Source organism: Bradyrhizobium sp. in8p8 (assembly GCF_000426845.1).
GTDB classification, from domain to species: Bacteria; Pseudomonadota; Alphaproteobacteria; order Rhizobiales; family Xanthobacteraceae; genus Bradyrhizobium; species Bradyrhizobium japonicum_C.
The window spans coordinates 883,765-898,388 of the sequence record NZ_AUGD01000002.1 but is presented as its reverse complement, the minus strand read 5'-3'; the positions used below and the strand labels follow the sequence as shown (position 1 = coordinate 898,388).

Below are 14,624 nucleotides of genomic sequence, written 5' to 3'. Positions count from 1 at the left end.
ACCGCCGGTGGCGCAATCAAACCTAATCACATCAGCTCCGGAAACGTGAATCGGTTTCCCGGAAGGTCTGCGCAAGACCTGAAGTCCGATGACGAGTCATTCGATCTCATTGCGCTTCGGCGAGCGGCGAACGGTTCAATCCGCCAGAGGGGTATCGGCGACGTCCAGCAGCGCGCCGAGGCCTTGGCGGAGGCGTCGGGTTGCGATGCTATCGTTCGCCAGGCCAAACACCACGAGCGAACGCGCCGTCACCGCATAGTCGTGCCCGAACTCGAACTCGGCCATCGGTGCGTCGGGGCGATTGGTGTCGATCAGGCCGAGCCAGCTGCGTCCGTCCGCGACCTCCGGCAACGTGAAGTTCACGACGTCATGGTGCGCGTTATAGACCAGCAGCATGGTCGCATCGGAGCCGCGGCGCTTGACTCCCGTCTCCTGCGCGCGGCCGTCGAGCAGCATCCCAAAGCACTTGGCGTTGCCATCATGCCACTGCTCCGTCGTCATCTCCTCGCCGGATGGCGACAGCCAGGTCACGTCCTTGACGTCGAGTTCCTCGTTGTGTGACCCGACCAGGAAGCGGCTGCGGTAGAGGATCGGAAACGCCTTGCGGGTGGCGATCAGCTTGCGCGTGAACTCGCGGAGGCTGCGCCCGTTGGCGGTGATGCCCATCCAGTTGAGCCACGTTGTCTCATTGTCCTGGGCGTACGCGTTGTTGTTTCCGTTCTGGGTGTGTCCGAACTCGTCACCGGCGAGCAGCATCGGCGTGCCATGGGAGAGCAGCATCGTCGCGAGCAGGTTTCGCTTCTGGCGCTCGCGGAGCGCGATGATCTCCGGATCGTCGGTCGGGCCTTCGACGCCGCAGTTCCACGAATGGTTGTTGCTGTGACCGTCGCGATTGTCCTCGCCGTTCGCCTCGTTGTGCTTGTCGTTGTACGAGACGAGGTCGTTCAGATTGAAGCCGTCGTGGGCTGTGACGAAATTGACGCTGGCCCACGGCCGGCGCCCGCGCTTGTTGAAGAGGTCGCCGGATCCCGACACGCGCTTGGCAAAGTCGGCCAGCGTGCCCGGGTCGCCCTTCCAGAAGGCGCGCACGGTGTCTCTGAACTTGTCGTTCCACTCGGCCCAGCCGGGGGGAAACTGGCCGACCTGGTAGCCTCCGGGACCGATGTCCCAGGGCTCGGCGATCAGCTTGACGCTGGAGAGCACGGGATCCTGGCGGCAGGCGTCGAGGAACCCGCCGCCTTCATCGAAGCCATAGGGTTCGCGCGCCAGGATGGTGGCGAGGTCGAAGCGGAAGCCGTCGACCCGCATCTCGGTCGCCCAATAACGCAAGGAATCGGCGACGAGCTGAAGTACGCGTTGATGCGACAGGTTGACGGTGTTTCCGGTGCCGGTGTCGTTGATGTAATAGCGCTTCTGGTCCGGCAGCAGGCGGTAATAGCTGGCATTGTCGATGCCCTTGAACGACAAGGTCGGGCCGAGCTCGTTGCCTTCCGCCGTGTGATTGTAGACGACGTCGAGAATGACCTCGATGCCATGGGCATGAAACTGGTTGACCATGGCCTTGAATTCGCTGGCTGAAGTCGCCTTGAGGTAACGCGGATCCGGCGCGAAGAAGGCGATGGAGTTGTATCCCCAGTAATTGCGCAGGCCTTTCTCGACCAGATAGCTGTCGTCGACGAAGGCATGGATCGGCAGCAGCTCGGCGCTGGTGATGCCGAGCGAGCGCAAGTAGGCCGGGACTTCCGAATGTGCCAGCCCCGAGAACGTGCCGCGCTCGGCTTCCGGCACCAGCGGATGCAGCTGGGTGAATCCCTTGACGTGCATTTCGTAGACGATCGTGCGCTCCCACGGCACCTCCAGCTTGCGCGCTGTACCCCAGGTGAAGGCGGGGTCGATGACGCGGCATTTCTGCATCAAGGGCGCGCTGTCGCGTTCGTCGTAGGAGAGGTCCTTGTCGGCATGGTCGAGTTGGTAGCCGAACAGCTCCGGTCCCCATCGGAGCTGGCCGACCAGTTGCTTGGCGTAGGGATCGAGCACGAGCTTGTTGGGATTGAAGCGGTGGCCCGCGTCGGGCTCATAGGGGCCATGGACGCGATAGCCGTAGACTGTGCCGGGGCGGGCGGAAGGCAGATAGCCGTGCCAGACCTCGTCGGTATATTCGGGCAGCTCGATGCGCTCGAGCTCGGTTTCGCCGGCGTCATCGAACAGGCAAAGCTCGACCGTGGTGGCGTGGGCGGAAAATAGAGCGAAATTGACGCCGAGGCCGTCCCAGGTGGCGCCGAGCGGGAATGGCCTGCCCTCGGTGATCCGGGTGCGGCGCAACCTCGAGGCGGCCCGGGTGAGGGCGTCGTCCGAATGTAGTTTTTGGTCCATGATCGCCCCCGATAGTCCGTCAAGATGTCGGCGCGGCCGCCGCGAGTTCGGTGGTCGCTTGTTCGCCGGCCACCGTCGCGGCGATCACGGCTTCGGAAGGCTTGTTCAGCACTTTTGGCCTCTGAGCGGCCTCCTTGCTGATGGCCGAAATCGAATTGCCGATGCGCCCGACGATTGCGGCAAGCTCCATATCCGAGAGCCCAAGCCGTTTCTTGACCAGCCGTACCTGGGCGCGGTCGGCCAGGTCGAGCTTGTTACGGACTGCTTGTGGTTTCGAGCGGCGCATGTCGACAGCTCCTGTGTGTGATCGTAACAGTCGCCCGGACATTCGGTTCCGCGCCTTGAAGACGGTGCCAGCCGGCGCCGGCCGCAATCATGGTCAAGCCGACAGTGGGTATCGGCATCCGGATCTCGTTCTCACTCTTGGCGATCGCGAGCAGGTCGAGTTGCGGCGTTTGCCGCAGCGCTGGCAGCCGGAGATAAGCCGCCAGATACTCCCGCGCCATCCGCTCGGCCGTGAAGCGCTGCTTGAACCGCTTGCGGATCGCTTGCCGCTCCAACGTGCCGAGCGGACTCGCCGCCGCGACGGCCTCCTCCATGGAGTTCACCACGAACCGCTGACGCCGTAGCCGATCACTTCAGGCACCGAACCATGGGCCAGGGCGATCACTGGCGTGCCGCAAGCCATGGCTTCGAGGTGTCATGTGCTTGACGGTGGGATCAAGGCGCAGGGCCATCTTCGAGCATGGCGCAAGCTCGGCTGACATGATCGGGTCTCCGCTCGCGAACAGCGGACTCTCAGTCCCTTCGTAAGGTCGCGGGCCAGCTCGCCGCCAGTGGAGAGATTTGCGCCATCTTCATGGCCGTCCCCCAAATGCCTGGCTAGATCGACGACTTGTAGAGTTCAGCGTAGGATTTGATTGGGTCCAGCTGAAGGCCTGCGCCATGGCAGCCCTGCGCGTGTGGTCGAGCCGGTCTTTCATGCCGAAGGTCGAGAACGCTCGGCAGAGGCTTCCAGGAAACCCGGCGCCCGATGCGCGGTCAAACAGGAAGCCGGTCTCCCCCAGCGAAGCTAAATTCTGCGGCGCAGCAAAGGTTCCTGAGAGTTGCCAATGAGCGCGCTGTTTTTACGCTGAATGCAAAAGTGTACATGCGGGCGGCACCGGCATTTCGAGTCCGGTCAGCAGCCCGGCGGAGAGGTCGCCTGCTGACATGCCTCGGAAGGAACGAATGCACCGACGGCAGCTTCTCGTCCCGAGACATGATTGAGCGAACGTAAGCTGGCTCCGTTTGGCAACGCGCTTGGCTGAAGCATGTCCAATTCCGAACATGCCGGCGCGAAAGGGGATTGGCCTTGGATCAAAGACTGGGAACGGCCGAGCAGGGGCGGCGCCATGGTCCTCAGATCATCGATCATGGTGTCTCGTTCAACTTGTGGGCGCCCACGGCTCGATCGGTCGAGCTGCTCGAAATTGGCCAGCCGCCCCGCAGGATGCCGCGCGATGAGCACGGCTGGTATCAGCTGCTCAGCGAGACCGCGCGCGCCGGCACGCGCTATCAGTTCAGGATCAATGAGGATCTCGTCGTTCCCGATCCCGCCTCGTTGTTCCAGCCGGACGACGTCGGCGCGCCGAGCGAGGTGATCGATGCCGCGGCGTTGCGCGATCCGGTTCTCTACCCGGGTCGTCCCTGGGCGGAAGCCGTCATCTACGAGCTGCATGTCGGCACGTTCAGCGAAGAGGGGACCTATGCCGGCGTCGAGCAGAAGCTGCCCTATCTTCGCGATCTCGGCATCACCGCCATCGAGCTGATGCCGCTCAACGACGTCCCGGGCCGGCACAATTGGGGCTACGACGGCGTGCTCCTGAACGCGCCGAATGCGCGCTATGGCCGGCCGGAGGATCTCAAGCGGCTGCTGCGGGCCGCGCACGCACTCGATATCATGGTCTATCTCGACGTCGTCTATAACCATTTCGGACCGCAGCTGAACTATCTGCACCTCTATGCGGAGAACTTCTTTAACGCGCGCCACAGCACCGGCTGGGGGCCGGCCGTCAATCTCGAAGGAGACGACGGCGCGTTCGTACGCGGATTCCTGGTCGAGAATGCCCTGATGTGGCTGCGCGACTACGGCTTCGACGGATTGCGGTTCGACGCGGTCCACGCATTGAAGGATGATTCCGAGCGTCATTTCCTGATCGAGCTCGCCGAAACTCTTCGCAGTCAGCTGGCGGGCCGGCGCGTCCATCTCATGCTGGAGAACGAGGCCAATCAGGCGCACCTGCTCGAGCGTTCACACGGACGAGCCAGGTACTACGACGCGCAATGGGGCGATGATTTCCACAATGCGCTGCATGTGCTGCTCACCGGCGAGGACGAAGGCTATTACCGGGCCTTCGCAGACAAGCCGCTCGAGCATCTGGCGCGATCCCTGACCGAAGGGTTTGCCTATCAGGGCGAAGTCTTTCCGCTGCACGAGGAGCCGCGCGGTGAACCGAGTGCGCATTTGCCGCCCGAAGCGACCATCTTCTTCGCCCAGAATCACGACCAGGTCGGCAACCGCGCCTTCGGGGAGCGGCTGTCCCGGCTGGTCGGCGCGGAGAAGCTGGAGCAGGCCCTCGCGCTGGTTCTGCTGAGCCCGCATATCCCAATGCTGTTCATGGGTGAGGAAGCCGCGGCCGAAACGCCCTTCCTGTTCTTCGCAGACTGGACGGGCGAAGCTGCCGAACTGACACGGGAAGGCCGGCGCAAGGAGTTCTCACATTTCAAGGCGTTCGCCACGCCCGAGACGCGCGCGAAAATCCCGGATCCTTGCGACGAAAGAACCTTCCGCGCCTCCAAGCTGGACTGGACGAGCATCGATCAATCCCCGGCTGGCGCAAGGTTTCGGGCGCTGACAGCGCAGTTGTTGATGATACGGCGTGAGAAGATCGTGCCCCTCATCAAGCGGGGGGTCGTTTCGGCGCAGCGAGAACTCTTGGGATCGGATTCCCGCATGGGAGGTCTGGATGTACGCTGGCAGACAGGTCGGGGCGACGTTCTGCAGATTGTCGCCAATTTCGCCGACCGAGAACTCCCTGTGCCGCCGCTGGTCGAGGGCGAGAGCCTGTGGCGATTGCATCCCCTCGAAGCCAAAGCACTTATGCCCGGCGACCTCATTGTGAGGATTGGCCGGAAGGGCTGACCCGCCCCGACGGTAGCGGAACACGCAGAAATGACCGAGGGTGCCGGTCCCGCGCCGGCTCAGCCCGCCACTGCGGCCGTGTCCGATGCGGATCACGGGCGAGCAGATCTGATCGGGGTGCCGCAGCTCCGGCTCGGATGATGGCATCATGCCGCTGTTTTGCCCGACAAGTCAAAGTCGTGGCCGCGGAGGTCTGCTCTCAGAAATTTGCCTTTGAAAACAGGGAGGCTCTACTGTGCATGGGGTTGTTTTCGGAATCTTTCGTTTTTGATCCCCGAAGTGTGCATCGGTTGTCCGAAAAGATCATGCGCGAACAACGGCCCAAACGCGCGATGGCGATTTATGACGATATCGCCGCGCTTTAGCGGCGGGTTGTAAGGGGATGTCTTTTGTCGTGCTTTCCAGAGCGAGAGCAGCGGCTAGCTATAGTCTTCGCCGAGAAATTGACTGATCGCGTCGAACGCCTGCATACGGTTTCTCTCCAGCAGAACCATGTGCGTGCCTTCGCCGATCTCGACCCATCGCCGATATGGCGTGTGTTTCAGCGACAGGAAGAAATCCTGCGCCGAGGCGATGGGAACGTCCTGATCCCATTCCGCGTGGACCAGGAGCACGGGCACGCGAATGTCGCTAGCGGAGTAGAGGGCCTTGCCGGCGGCCCAGTATTCGCGAATGTCGAGGATCGGGCCGTTGACTGCGCGCATGACCGGGGGCGCTTGCGAACTGCCCTGCGGGTCGGTGGCGAGCGAGGTGTTGGCCCAGCGTTCGAAGCCGTCAGCCGGAATCAAGCGAGATCGGGCTGCTTCCGGCGCGGCCGAAAGCCAGCGCTCCCTGAAGTCCAGAACCGGGACGTTGCGATAGCCCCCGAGGCGCCCGCCGGCATCGATTGGAGCCGGACCCTTCAGCAACCAAAGTGGTGCGACCAGCGCGAGCTTGACGACCTTATCGTTGTTGGCCGCGGTGTAGGCACCGGCCACCGACCCGCCCCAGGACATGGCAACCAGATTGAGGCGCGTGATGCCGCGGTGTTTCAGGATGTATTCGACTGCGCTGGCCAGGTCGCGTACGCCGACTTCGGTGCGCACAAGCGGCTCGGACGCCTCCGGCGGCGCGTCCATCTCCGGCGGTCGAGTCGATCCGCCATAGCCGCGCACGTCCACCGCAAACACGTCGTAGCCGTGCCCGGCGAGATGATCCAGGAAGGAGAGGCCGCAGAGTGGCGTATCGAAAAGGCTCTCCGACGAATAGGTTGCGCCGTGCATTATCAGGATGGTTCTCTCGGCAGAGAAGGTCTTCAGCGCTGCCGGCCGCTTGTTGCGCAGGTGGAGTGAAATCCCGACCGTGTCACTCGGAATCATGAGGTCCTCGACCATGATCTCTGGCCTGACTGCGTGCGCGCGAGCGTGCTTGTTCATGATCGGTCTCCCTCTTAGACGAACTTCCAGATAAAGCGTTCGCCGGTCCGGCTGATGCGGCCGGCAGATGACTGCGCAAAATGGGTGGTGAAGATGGTTGCGCCACGCTCGGCGGCGTCCTCCAGCACGAAGGCGCGCGAGCGCAAGGCTGCTTCCGGAAACTCGCAGAAGCAGGAATTGAGCGAGGGCTCATACACCTGTAGGGGGTGATGCATCACATCGCCGGCGAAAAGCGCCTGCTCGCCGCCAGACACGAGACGGATGGATGCGTGATCGATGCTATGGCCTGGCGTCGGAATGAACGAGATGCCTTCGAGGACCTCGTCGCCGTCCACCGGGATGAGTCTGGCCAGTCCGGCATCGATCACCGGACGGACGCTGTCGTCATAGACACGGTCGGCCGGCTTGCGCAGCGCCGGACCAAGGACCGGATCAGGGCGGGCTGCTCCGGTCGGCTCCGTACCTGTCGCGAGGCTTTCGCCGTAGGCCTGCTCGATCCCGGAGAAAATGTAAGTCGCCTTTGGGAAGCTCGGAGTCCAGCGCCCATCGACGAGACGAGTGTTCCAGCCGACGTGATCGGCATGCACATGGGTGAGCAGAACGTAGTTGACCTGCTCCGGGGTGACGCCCGCTGCAGCCAGCCGCGCCAGAAACGGCTGATTGAGCCGGTGGAGCGGTGGGATCTCTGGCCGGTTCTTGTCATTGCCGGTGGCCGTGTCGATCAGGATCGTGTGGTCGGGTGTCCTGACCAGCCAGCTGTGAATGCTCTGAATGAAGGTGCCGGTCGCAGCATCGAACGAGCCCGCCTCCAGGCGCTCGCGATGGCGCTCCAGCGCCTGCAACTCGCCGTCCGGATAAAGCGCGTCGAACTTGAATGCGGCAAGCCGCAACTCGTCGATCCGTGTGATGGTTGCATCGCCAAGGCGATAGGTGCTCGTCGCTTGCGTCACCAGGATGTCCTCCGTTCCAGGCAGCGGCGTGATAGAGCCTGATGCCCTGCGCCGCCGTGACCGTGAGGTACGCAGCTCGCCGCCCGACGGGAGGGCCGCGGGCTCGATAGGTCCCATCGACATCGTCGATATCGAAACTGTCGCCAGGGTTTTCACGGCACCGTTTCGGGCTTACCTGTGTCATCGCGGCTCGTCCTGCCCGCGATCATGTACTTTGAAAGGGAGTGCCCCATGCTGGATGCGGAACGCGGTCGGCCCCGGCCGGCTGACGACAGTGATCTGGCCGAGATCGACCTTGGTCTGTTGCTGGCACTGGAGGCTCTCCTGCATGAGCGGAACGTGACGCGCGCGGCCTCCCGGCTCAATATCGGGCAGCCCGCGCTATCGGCGCGGCTGAATCGGCTGCGGCAGGTCTTTGCCGATCCGCTGTTCGTACCCGCGACGTCCGGGCGCGGCGTGGTGCCGACGGCGAGGGCGGTCGAGCTGCAGACGGAGCTTGCAGCTGTGCTCGGCAAGCTGCGTCGCATGCTGGAGGGGCCGGCTGTGTTCGACCCCGCCCGCAGCCAGCGTACCTTCGTCGTTGCCATCCACGAAAATCCAGCCGTTACACTGGCGCCGGGCCTGGTGGCGCGTTTTGCCGCGAAGGCCGAGAGAGCGCGGCTCGCTCTCGTTCACCCGACGCGCGATGTCGTGGATCAGCTCGAAAGGGGGGAGATCGACCTTCTGGTGACGGGAGCTGACAGAGCTCACGGCGAGCTGATGCAGCGCCCTCTGTTCGAGGACAGCTTCCTGTCCGCACAGCGTAAAGGCCATCCCCACGGCAATGGCCTGCTTGATCTCGACAGCTTTTGCGCGCTCGACCATCTTCTGATCTCCGCCGACGGGGGCGGCTTCTCGGGTCTCGTCGACGATGCGCTGGCCGCGCTCGGCCGCTCCCGCCGCGTCGCCGTCTCAATCCAGACCTATGCACTGGCGCCGATCATCCTTGCGCACAGTAACTGCATCTGCACGCTTCCTCGGCGCTTTCTGATGCGCTTCGCCCATGAGCTCGACCTGAGGCCGCCGCCGCTGGATCTGCCGCCCGCTCGCATCGTCGCGCTGTGGCATCCGCGCAATCAAGACGACAAGGGTCACGCCTGGCTTCGCGAGTGCTTGTATCAGGCGGCTGCGGCTTGAGCTCGATTGGTCTTCATCGATCTGCTCTATCGAATGTCGGAGAGAGTGTATGTGCGGCCCATCCGGCTCATCCTGACGAGCGATCAGCTGTCGTCGTGTTCGCGAGCTGAGCTTGCAGTGGACGCGGCAGCGTCGTGCGCGAGAATGTCGAGTCGATGTTGAAGGATCTCGATGCACAGTCGTTGCGAGGAGCCCCTACAAAGTCAGAAAGTCCTGGCGGCAATCTGATTGTTCATGCCTCCGGTCGTCGGCCCCCCGTCTTCGCGGAATCCCCTATTCCCGCCGGGCACTTGAATGTCTATATGGTCCCGATGCTGCCTTATCGCTTTTCTGTCGCCCCCATGATGGATTGGATCGAGAGTTCAATTTTTCAATCGGTTATAGAGCGCCGTGTGCGTGACGTGTGCACCGGGAGATCAAGAAATATCCATCGCAAGCATGCGTCGGGGTCCTTCGTTGGAGCTGCGCGACGTCCGCAGAACGTTGGCGGATAGAGAGCGGGTGCGCAGCGCTGGCTGGCGTCCACGCAGGGGGCTACCATGATGCCCAGCTTCGCGAGCAGCGCTCACCGTCGGTCAAGCCCGAAGTGTCACGTAAGCCGTACTGGGGGCGCCACAACGTCATAGCGGCATTTATCGCGGCGCTCGCGCTGTTTGCCTTGGCGGCAAGGGCAGCGCTCCGGCCTGGTGGTCCCTCAACACAGAAGAAGCCGCCGGGTTCTTCACCCTGGCGGCTTCTGAAAAGTCCGCGACTGTTGATTGCCTGCCCGCCCCGTGCGTACCGCCGGTACACGCGAGAACGAGACGCTGCGTGGGCCCGGATCGTGACATGCCGTCCGGGCCCAAGATCGAGCATGCAGATCAGCTGCAGCTCAGCGGCAACGGAACGCCGGGGTGCAACTCGTACCAATCGTAGCAATCCGGATAGTAGCCGTAGAATCCATAGCCGGGGCGATAGTGGCCATAGCGGTGGAACGCATGCTGGCGGAAGCCTAAGCCGCCGGAGGCGACGTGGCCGATCCCAAAATGCGTGCCGCCGAGCCGTCCCCCGCCAAAGCCGCCGGCATGTCCGATGCCGCCGAAATGAGCGCCGCCGCCGAAGCCCATATGGCCGCCACCAAAGCCACCGCCACCGAAGCTGTGGCTGCCACCGCCAAAACCGCCGTGACCACCTCCACCGCCATGCGCTGCGGCCGCACCGACGGTCAAGGTCGAGGCAAGCGCCGCCGTTGCCAAAATCATGATTGCTCGTTTCATGGGACACTCCTTTCGTGGCGAGCCGTCAACCATCATTGCAGTGCGTGTTCGTGTCGTGCCTCGCCATGCTCTCGACGAGATGGACACATGATGACTGCGCTCGTGATGCACCACAGGTAGGTAGGGTGCACGGGAATCCCACTAAATTCGGCTTCAGGAATGAGGGGATATCTGCCGGGAAGGTGCTTCGCGCGGATTGCCGCGGCCATGCAAAGGAGCGGGCTGAACATTCAGTCCGCTCCTATTTTAGATGTGAAGCGATGGTGTCGGTGCCGGGGCCAGCCGCCTTATGTCGGGCAGTCAGAACGCGCCAGTGCCAGGCTCGCACGGCACGTCGTTGCCAGTCCACGGCGCCGTCGCGAACGCGCCGATGCGCGGCGCTGGCATGCACGCGTGGCCGCCCTGATAGGTCGGTGCGCTCGATGCCACGGTGTCCGATTCCATCGCGGATTTCCGCATGCCGGCATGGTGTTCGCGCGCCATGACGGGGCCTCCGATCAAGGCCGCCGCAATCAGACCCATCGGCAAGAGTTTGGACGTGATCATTCGGCTTCTCCTTTGATGATAGCAGACCGGTCAGGTCGGCTCTTCGGGAAGATGCGTGCGACCGAGCCCGATCCAAATGCACGAATTGCTCACCGGCATTCAACGGCATGTGAACCGCTGCGCCAGCGTGGCTACGATCGTGCGAACAGACAACCTTCGTTGCCTTCGAGAGTAACGGCGAGCGGATTGCGGGCATATCTCCGTTGCAGCGCAGCTCGAATGGAGGCCGAAGATGGTCATGACAATGGCAAGGCGCATTCTCGTCCTGTTGACGCCTTTGTCGGCAGGTGCGGCCGCATTCCTGAATATTAATTCAGTTCTGCTCGCATCGCCGCAGCACCATCTGGTCATGCAACGCGTGGCCAATCGCAGGCGGTCGCGGCACCGTGCGCTCGGAGCGTGACGGTGATTATGACGTCGCAGATTGCCGGGCCCACGCCGACCCGCCGCAGGCCGAATCGCCGCGCAGAAGGTGGGACGAGGCTCATGACACGGATTCTCCTCATCGAGGACGACACTGAAACCGCGGAGGCGATCGTCGCCGAGCTTGCCGAGCGGAGCTTTGAGGTGCATTGGGCGCCGAACGGCGTCGAAGGGCTCGACCGGGCGCGTACCTCGCATCCCGATGCCATGATCGTTGATCGCATGCTGCCCGGCATGGACGGGCTGACCGTCATCGAGGCGCTGCGCAACGACCAGATCAAGACGCCAGTGTTGGTTCTAAGCGCGCTCGGCGCCGTTGACGATCGCGTCCGTGGCTTGCGCATGGGCGGCGACGATTATCTTACGAAGCCGTTCGCGATCGTCGAGCTGATCGCGCGGATCGAGGCCTTGCTGCGCCGTCCGATGGACAGCCGCGAAACCATCCTGCTGGCCGGCCCGTTGGAGCTCGATCTGATCGAACGAACCGCCCGACGCGGTGAACGCGAAATCGACCTGCTCCCGCGCGAATTCCGCCTGCTCGAATACATGATGCGCCGGAGCGATCAACTGCTGACGCGCGCGATGCTGCTCGAAGAGGTCTGGAACTACAAGTTCGTTCCGGCCACCACTAATCTGATCGACGTGCACATGGGCCGGCTTAGGCACAAGGTCGATGCTCCCGGAGAGGTACAGCTCATCCACAATGTCCGTGGTTCCGGCTTCATCCTGCGCGCGCGTGAATAGCGAGATGGCCATGCGGCATATTCAGTTTATCCGCTCGAACACGTTTCTCTGGGCCCTGGCGGTCGCGGCCACCCTCGCGCTGTTCGTCGCCGGATTGTTCGCGTTCGTCTACCAGAAGCTCGACAACTACCTGATCGCGCGCTCCGACCGCATGATCACCACGCAGATCAACTTCATGAGCGATCTGCCGCACGGTCGCCGCGTCCGCGCGGTCGCCGATCATCTCCAGCAAGACTCCCGGCATGTGCACTATGTCGGGCTGTTCAGTGCCGCCGGCACGCGCCTTGCCGGCAACATCGATCGCGTGCCAAGCGGGCTCGCCCTTGACGGGACGGTGCAAGGCGCGCGGCTCAATCCGCTGGAGGCGGCGGCGGGCCGAGGCCCCATCGTGAGGATCGTCGGCAGGCGCCTCGATGACGGCGACGTTCTGGTGGTAGCAAGGAACGTTGACGAGACACGCGAGATATCGAGCGTGGTCGGGCAAGCGCTCGCGCTCGGCGTGCTGCCTGCCTTCTGTCTCTGCGTGCTCGCCGGCGCGTGGCTGAGCGCCCGGGCCCAGAAGCGCGTCGAAGTGGTGAACCAGCGGGTGCAACGAATCGTTGCCGGCGAGCTGCGCGAGCGGCTTCCGGAGGGCAATGCGGACGATCCGTTCGCGCGACTTGCCAGGATCGTCAATAGCATGCTCGACGAGATGGAGACGATGATCAACGCGCTCTCCGGCGTTGGAAACGATATCGCCCACGATCTCAGGACCCCGCTCACCCGGGCAAGGCTGGCGCTGGAGCGCGGGCGAACGCACGCAGTCACGCTTGAGCAGCTGCAGGAGGTCACGGACAAGGCGATCGCTGGCATTGACCAGTCGCTTGCGATCGTCACCGCCCTGTTGCGCCTGGCCGAGATCGAGAATAGCAGCCGTACCGCCGGTTTCGGCAACGTTGTGCTGGACGAGATCCTGCACGAGGTGTGCGACGTCTACGAGCCGATTGCCGAGGACAAAGGTGTTGCGCTTGGCGTCGTCATCGATCGCAGCGTGCAGGTGTGGGGCGATCGGGACCTGTTGTTCGAGGCAATCGCCAACCTCGCAGACAATGCCGTCAAGTTCGCACCACCTGGCGGACAGGTGGAGCTCGAACTCAAATTGGACGACGGGCGGGCGCTCGTGCGCGTGAGCGATACCGGGCCCGGCATCAACGAGCAGGAGCGCGAAGCGGTGCTGCGGCGCTTCTACCGCTCCGACAAGATCCGCAACACGCCGGGCGTCGGGCTCGGGTTGAGCCTGGTGGCCGCGATCATCAAGCTGCATGGTTTTCGACTGATCATCGGTCCGGCTCCCGGCGGGCGAATTGAAATCGTGGCCGACGCCGCAAGGGAAGGCAAGACACGCTGCATTCCGATCTCGGATCTCAGGTCACGCAAGCGCGAAGTGGATAGGACGATCCGCGGTCGCCTCGATGTTGGGACATGCCGGATGTCTGAAACAGAATTCAGGTGTGTGACATCCAGTTTAGTGGCCGGCGCGACCGCAAGCCTCTTAGGATCAGTCAACCGTTTGGGAATGTGGGAGCAATAGATGCAGACCAGTCACGAAATCCAGAGGCATGATTCCGTCGCCGCGCCAAGCCTATCCGCACCGGTCCCGTTCCTCAGGGCCTACGCAATGTCCATCAAGCGCTACGAGCTTCTCGAGCGTGATCAGGAGCAACAGCTCGCACGGCGCTGGCAGGAGACGCGGGACGAGCGCGCCGCGAATGCGCTCGTTACAAGTCATCTGCGGATCGCGGCCAGGGTAGCCCGTGGCTACAAGGGATACGGCCTGCCGCTGGTTGATCTGATCGCCGAAGCCAATCTCGGTCTCGTCATCGCTGCCTCTCGCTTCGAGCCCGACCGCGGCGCGCGGTTCTCCACCTATGCGGTGCCGTGGATCAAGGCGACCATCCACGCCTACATCCTACGCTCCTGGTCCCTGGTCAAGATCGGTACGACGGCGGCGCAGAAGAAGCTGTTCTTTCGGCTGCGCGGCGAGATGCGGAAAGCCATGGGCGGCGCGATGGCGCGGCTGACGCCAGAGGTCGCCACTGTCATCGCCGACAGACTCGAGGTGACCGCGCGCGAGGTGATGGAGATGGAGTCGCGCCTTAACGGCGACATGTCGCTCAATGCGCGCGTCGGCGGCGAGGAGAATGGTGCCGAGTGGGAAACGCTGCTCGTCGATGACGCGGTCGATGCGGAGACAATCTTGGCCGATCGCGAGCAAACGGACAACCGAAGCAGCGCCCTGCGTGCTGCGCTGGGCGCGCTAACCGCGCGCGAGCGCCACGTCCTGGAATCGAGGCGGCTGGCGGACCGCCCCGTTACGCTCGATCAGCTCGGCCTCGAACTGTCGATCTCCAGCGAGCGCGTCAGGCAGATCGAGATCCGCGCCTTTGCCAAGGTCAGGCGCGCCGTCATTCTCGCCGCGCGGGATGCGACGCGCCGAGAAGCGCTGCCGCCCGCGGCGCGCGATGCCCGGCTTGACGGCATCAGGCGCTCCCGGCTGCGCGAACTCGCCGCCCCATGA

At 63.5% G+C, this 14,624-nt stretch carries 13 protein-coding genes; 5 read left to right on the top strand and 8 right to left on the bottom strand.

The genetic code is table 11. The features are described 5' to 3' along the window. Window positions 1–135: 135 nt before the first annotated feature. Genes glgX through K408_RS43325 form a run of 4 tightly spaced genes read right to left on the bottom strand, consistent with a single transcriptional unit; the run spans window position 136 to window position 3,061 of the window. Complete coding sequence (gene glgX / locus K408_RS0109770) at window positions 136–2,373, bottom strand: glycogen debranching protein GlgX (RefSeq protein ID WP_024338418.1); 2,238 nt, start codon at window positions 2,371–2,373, stop codon at window positions 136–138. Window positions 2,374–2,392: 19 nt separating this feature from the next. After that, window positions 2,393–2,659, bottom strand: coding sequence for a DUF3606 domain-containing protein (locus tag K408_RS0109765; RefSeq protein WP_024338417.1), 267 nt, complete (start codon window positions 2,657–2,659; stop codon window positions 2,393–2,395). Next, window positions 2,628–2,972 carry a hypothetical protein gene (locus K408_RS0109760; RefSeq protein ID WP_024338416.1) on the bottom strand — a complete coding sequence of 115 codons (345 nt, stop codon included), beginning with the start codon at window positions 2,970–2,972 and terminating at the stop codon, window positions 2,628–2,630. The genes K408_RS0109765 and K408_RS0109760 overlap by 32 nt, the downstream gene beginning before the upstream one ends. A gap of 5 nt (window positions 2,973–2,977) precedes the next feature. Beyond that, entirely contained in the window at window positions 2,978–3,061 is an 84-nt protein-coding gene (locus K408_RS43325; RefSeq protein WP_230646682.1) for a hypothetical protein, read from the bottom strand. Window positions 3,062–3,727: 666 nt separating this feature from the next. On the opposite strand from K408_RS43325, the gene treZ reads away from it, so the two are divergent. Then, the gene (gene treZ / locus K408_RS0109755; protein WP_024338415.1) at window positions 3,728–5,557 is read left to right on the top strand and encodes a malto-oligosyltrehalose trehalohydrolase; all 1,830 of its coding nucleotides are present in this window, start codon (window positions 3,728–3,730) and stop codon (window positions 5,555–5,557) included. A 419-nt stretch (window positions 5,558–5,976) separates the two neighbouring features. On the opposite strand, the gene K408_RS0109745 is transcribed toward treZ, so the two are convergent. Beyond that, window positions 5,977–6,972: an alpha/beta hydrolase gene (locus tag K408_RS0109745; RefSeq protein ID WP_024338413.1), complete on the bottom strand. Its 996-nt coding sequence runs from the start codon at window positions 6,970–6,972 to the stop codon at window positions 5,977–5,979. A 14-nt stretch (window positions 6,973–6,986) separates the two neighbouring features. Continuing rightward, window positions 6,987–7,922 (bottom strand): MBL fold metallo-hydrolase, encoded by a 936-nt coding sequence (locus K408_RS0109740; protein WP_024338412.1) that lies wholly within the window; start codon window positions 7,920–7,922, stop codon window positions 6,987–6,989. A 231-nt stretch (window positions 7,923–8,153) separates the two neighbouring features. Here K408_RS0109740 and K408_RS0109735 point away from each other — a divergent pair, with 231 nt between their 5' ends. After that, window positions 8,154–9,098 (top strand): LysR family transcriptional regulator, encoded by a 945-nt coding sequence (locus tag K408_RS0109735; RefSeq protein WP_024338411.1) that lies wholly within the window; start codon window positions 8,154–8,156, stop codon window positions 9,096–9,098. Between the two features lie 860 nt (window positions 9,099–9,958). On the opposite strand, the gene K408_RS42010 is transcribed toward K408_RS0109735, so the two are convergent. Both K408_RS42010 and K408_RS0109725 read right to left on the bottom strand, forming a co-directional pair. Beyond that, window positions 9,959–10,354 carry a hypothetical protein gene (locus K408_RS42010; RefSeq protein ID WP_024338410.1) on the bottom strand — a complete coding sequence of 132 codons (396 nt, stop codon included), beginning with the start codon at window positions 10,352–10,354 and terminating at the stop codon, window positions 9,959–9,961. A 300-nt stretch (window positions 10,355–10,654) separates the two neighbouring features. Then, entirely contained in the window at window positions 10,655–10,900 is a 246-nt protein-coding gene (locus tag K408_RS0109725; protein ID WP_024338409.1) for a hypothetical protein, read from the bottom strand. A gap of 486 nt (window positions 10,901–11,386) precedes the next feature. Here K408_RS0109725 and K408_RS0109720 point away from each other — a divergent pair, with 486 nt between their 5' ends. From K408_RS0109720 to rpoH, 3 genes are read left to right on the top strand one after another with little or no spacing between them, the layout of a single operon-like run. Beyond that, entirely contained in the window at window positions 11,387–12,067 is a 681-nt protein-coding gene (locus tag K408_RS0109720) for a response regulator transcription factor (protein WP_024338408.1), read from the top strand. A gap of 10 nt (window positions 12,068–12,077) precedes the next feature. After that, window positions 12,078–13,637, top strand: a complete 1,560-nt coding sequence (locus tag K408_RS37860; protein WP_024338407.1) for a HAMP domain-containing histidine kinase — start codon at window positions 12,078–12,080, stop codon at window positions 13,635–13,637. Beyond that, window positions 13,638–14,624 (top strand): RNA polymerase sigma factor RpoH, encoded by a 987-nt coding sequence (rpoH, locus tag K408_RS0109710; protein WP_024338406.1) that lies wholly within the window; start codon window positions 13,638–13,640, stop codon window positions 14,622–14,624.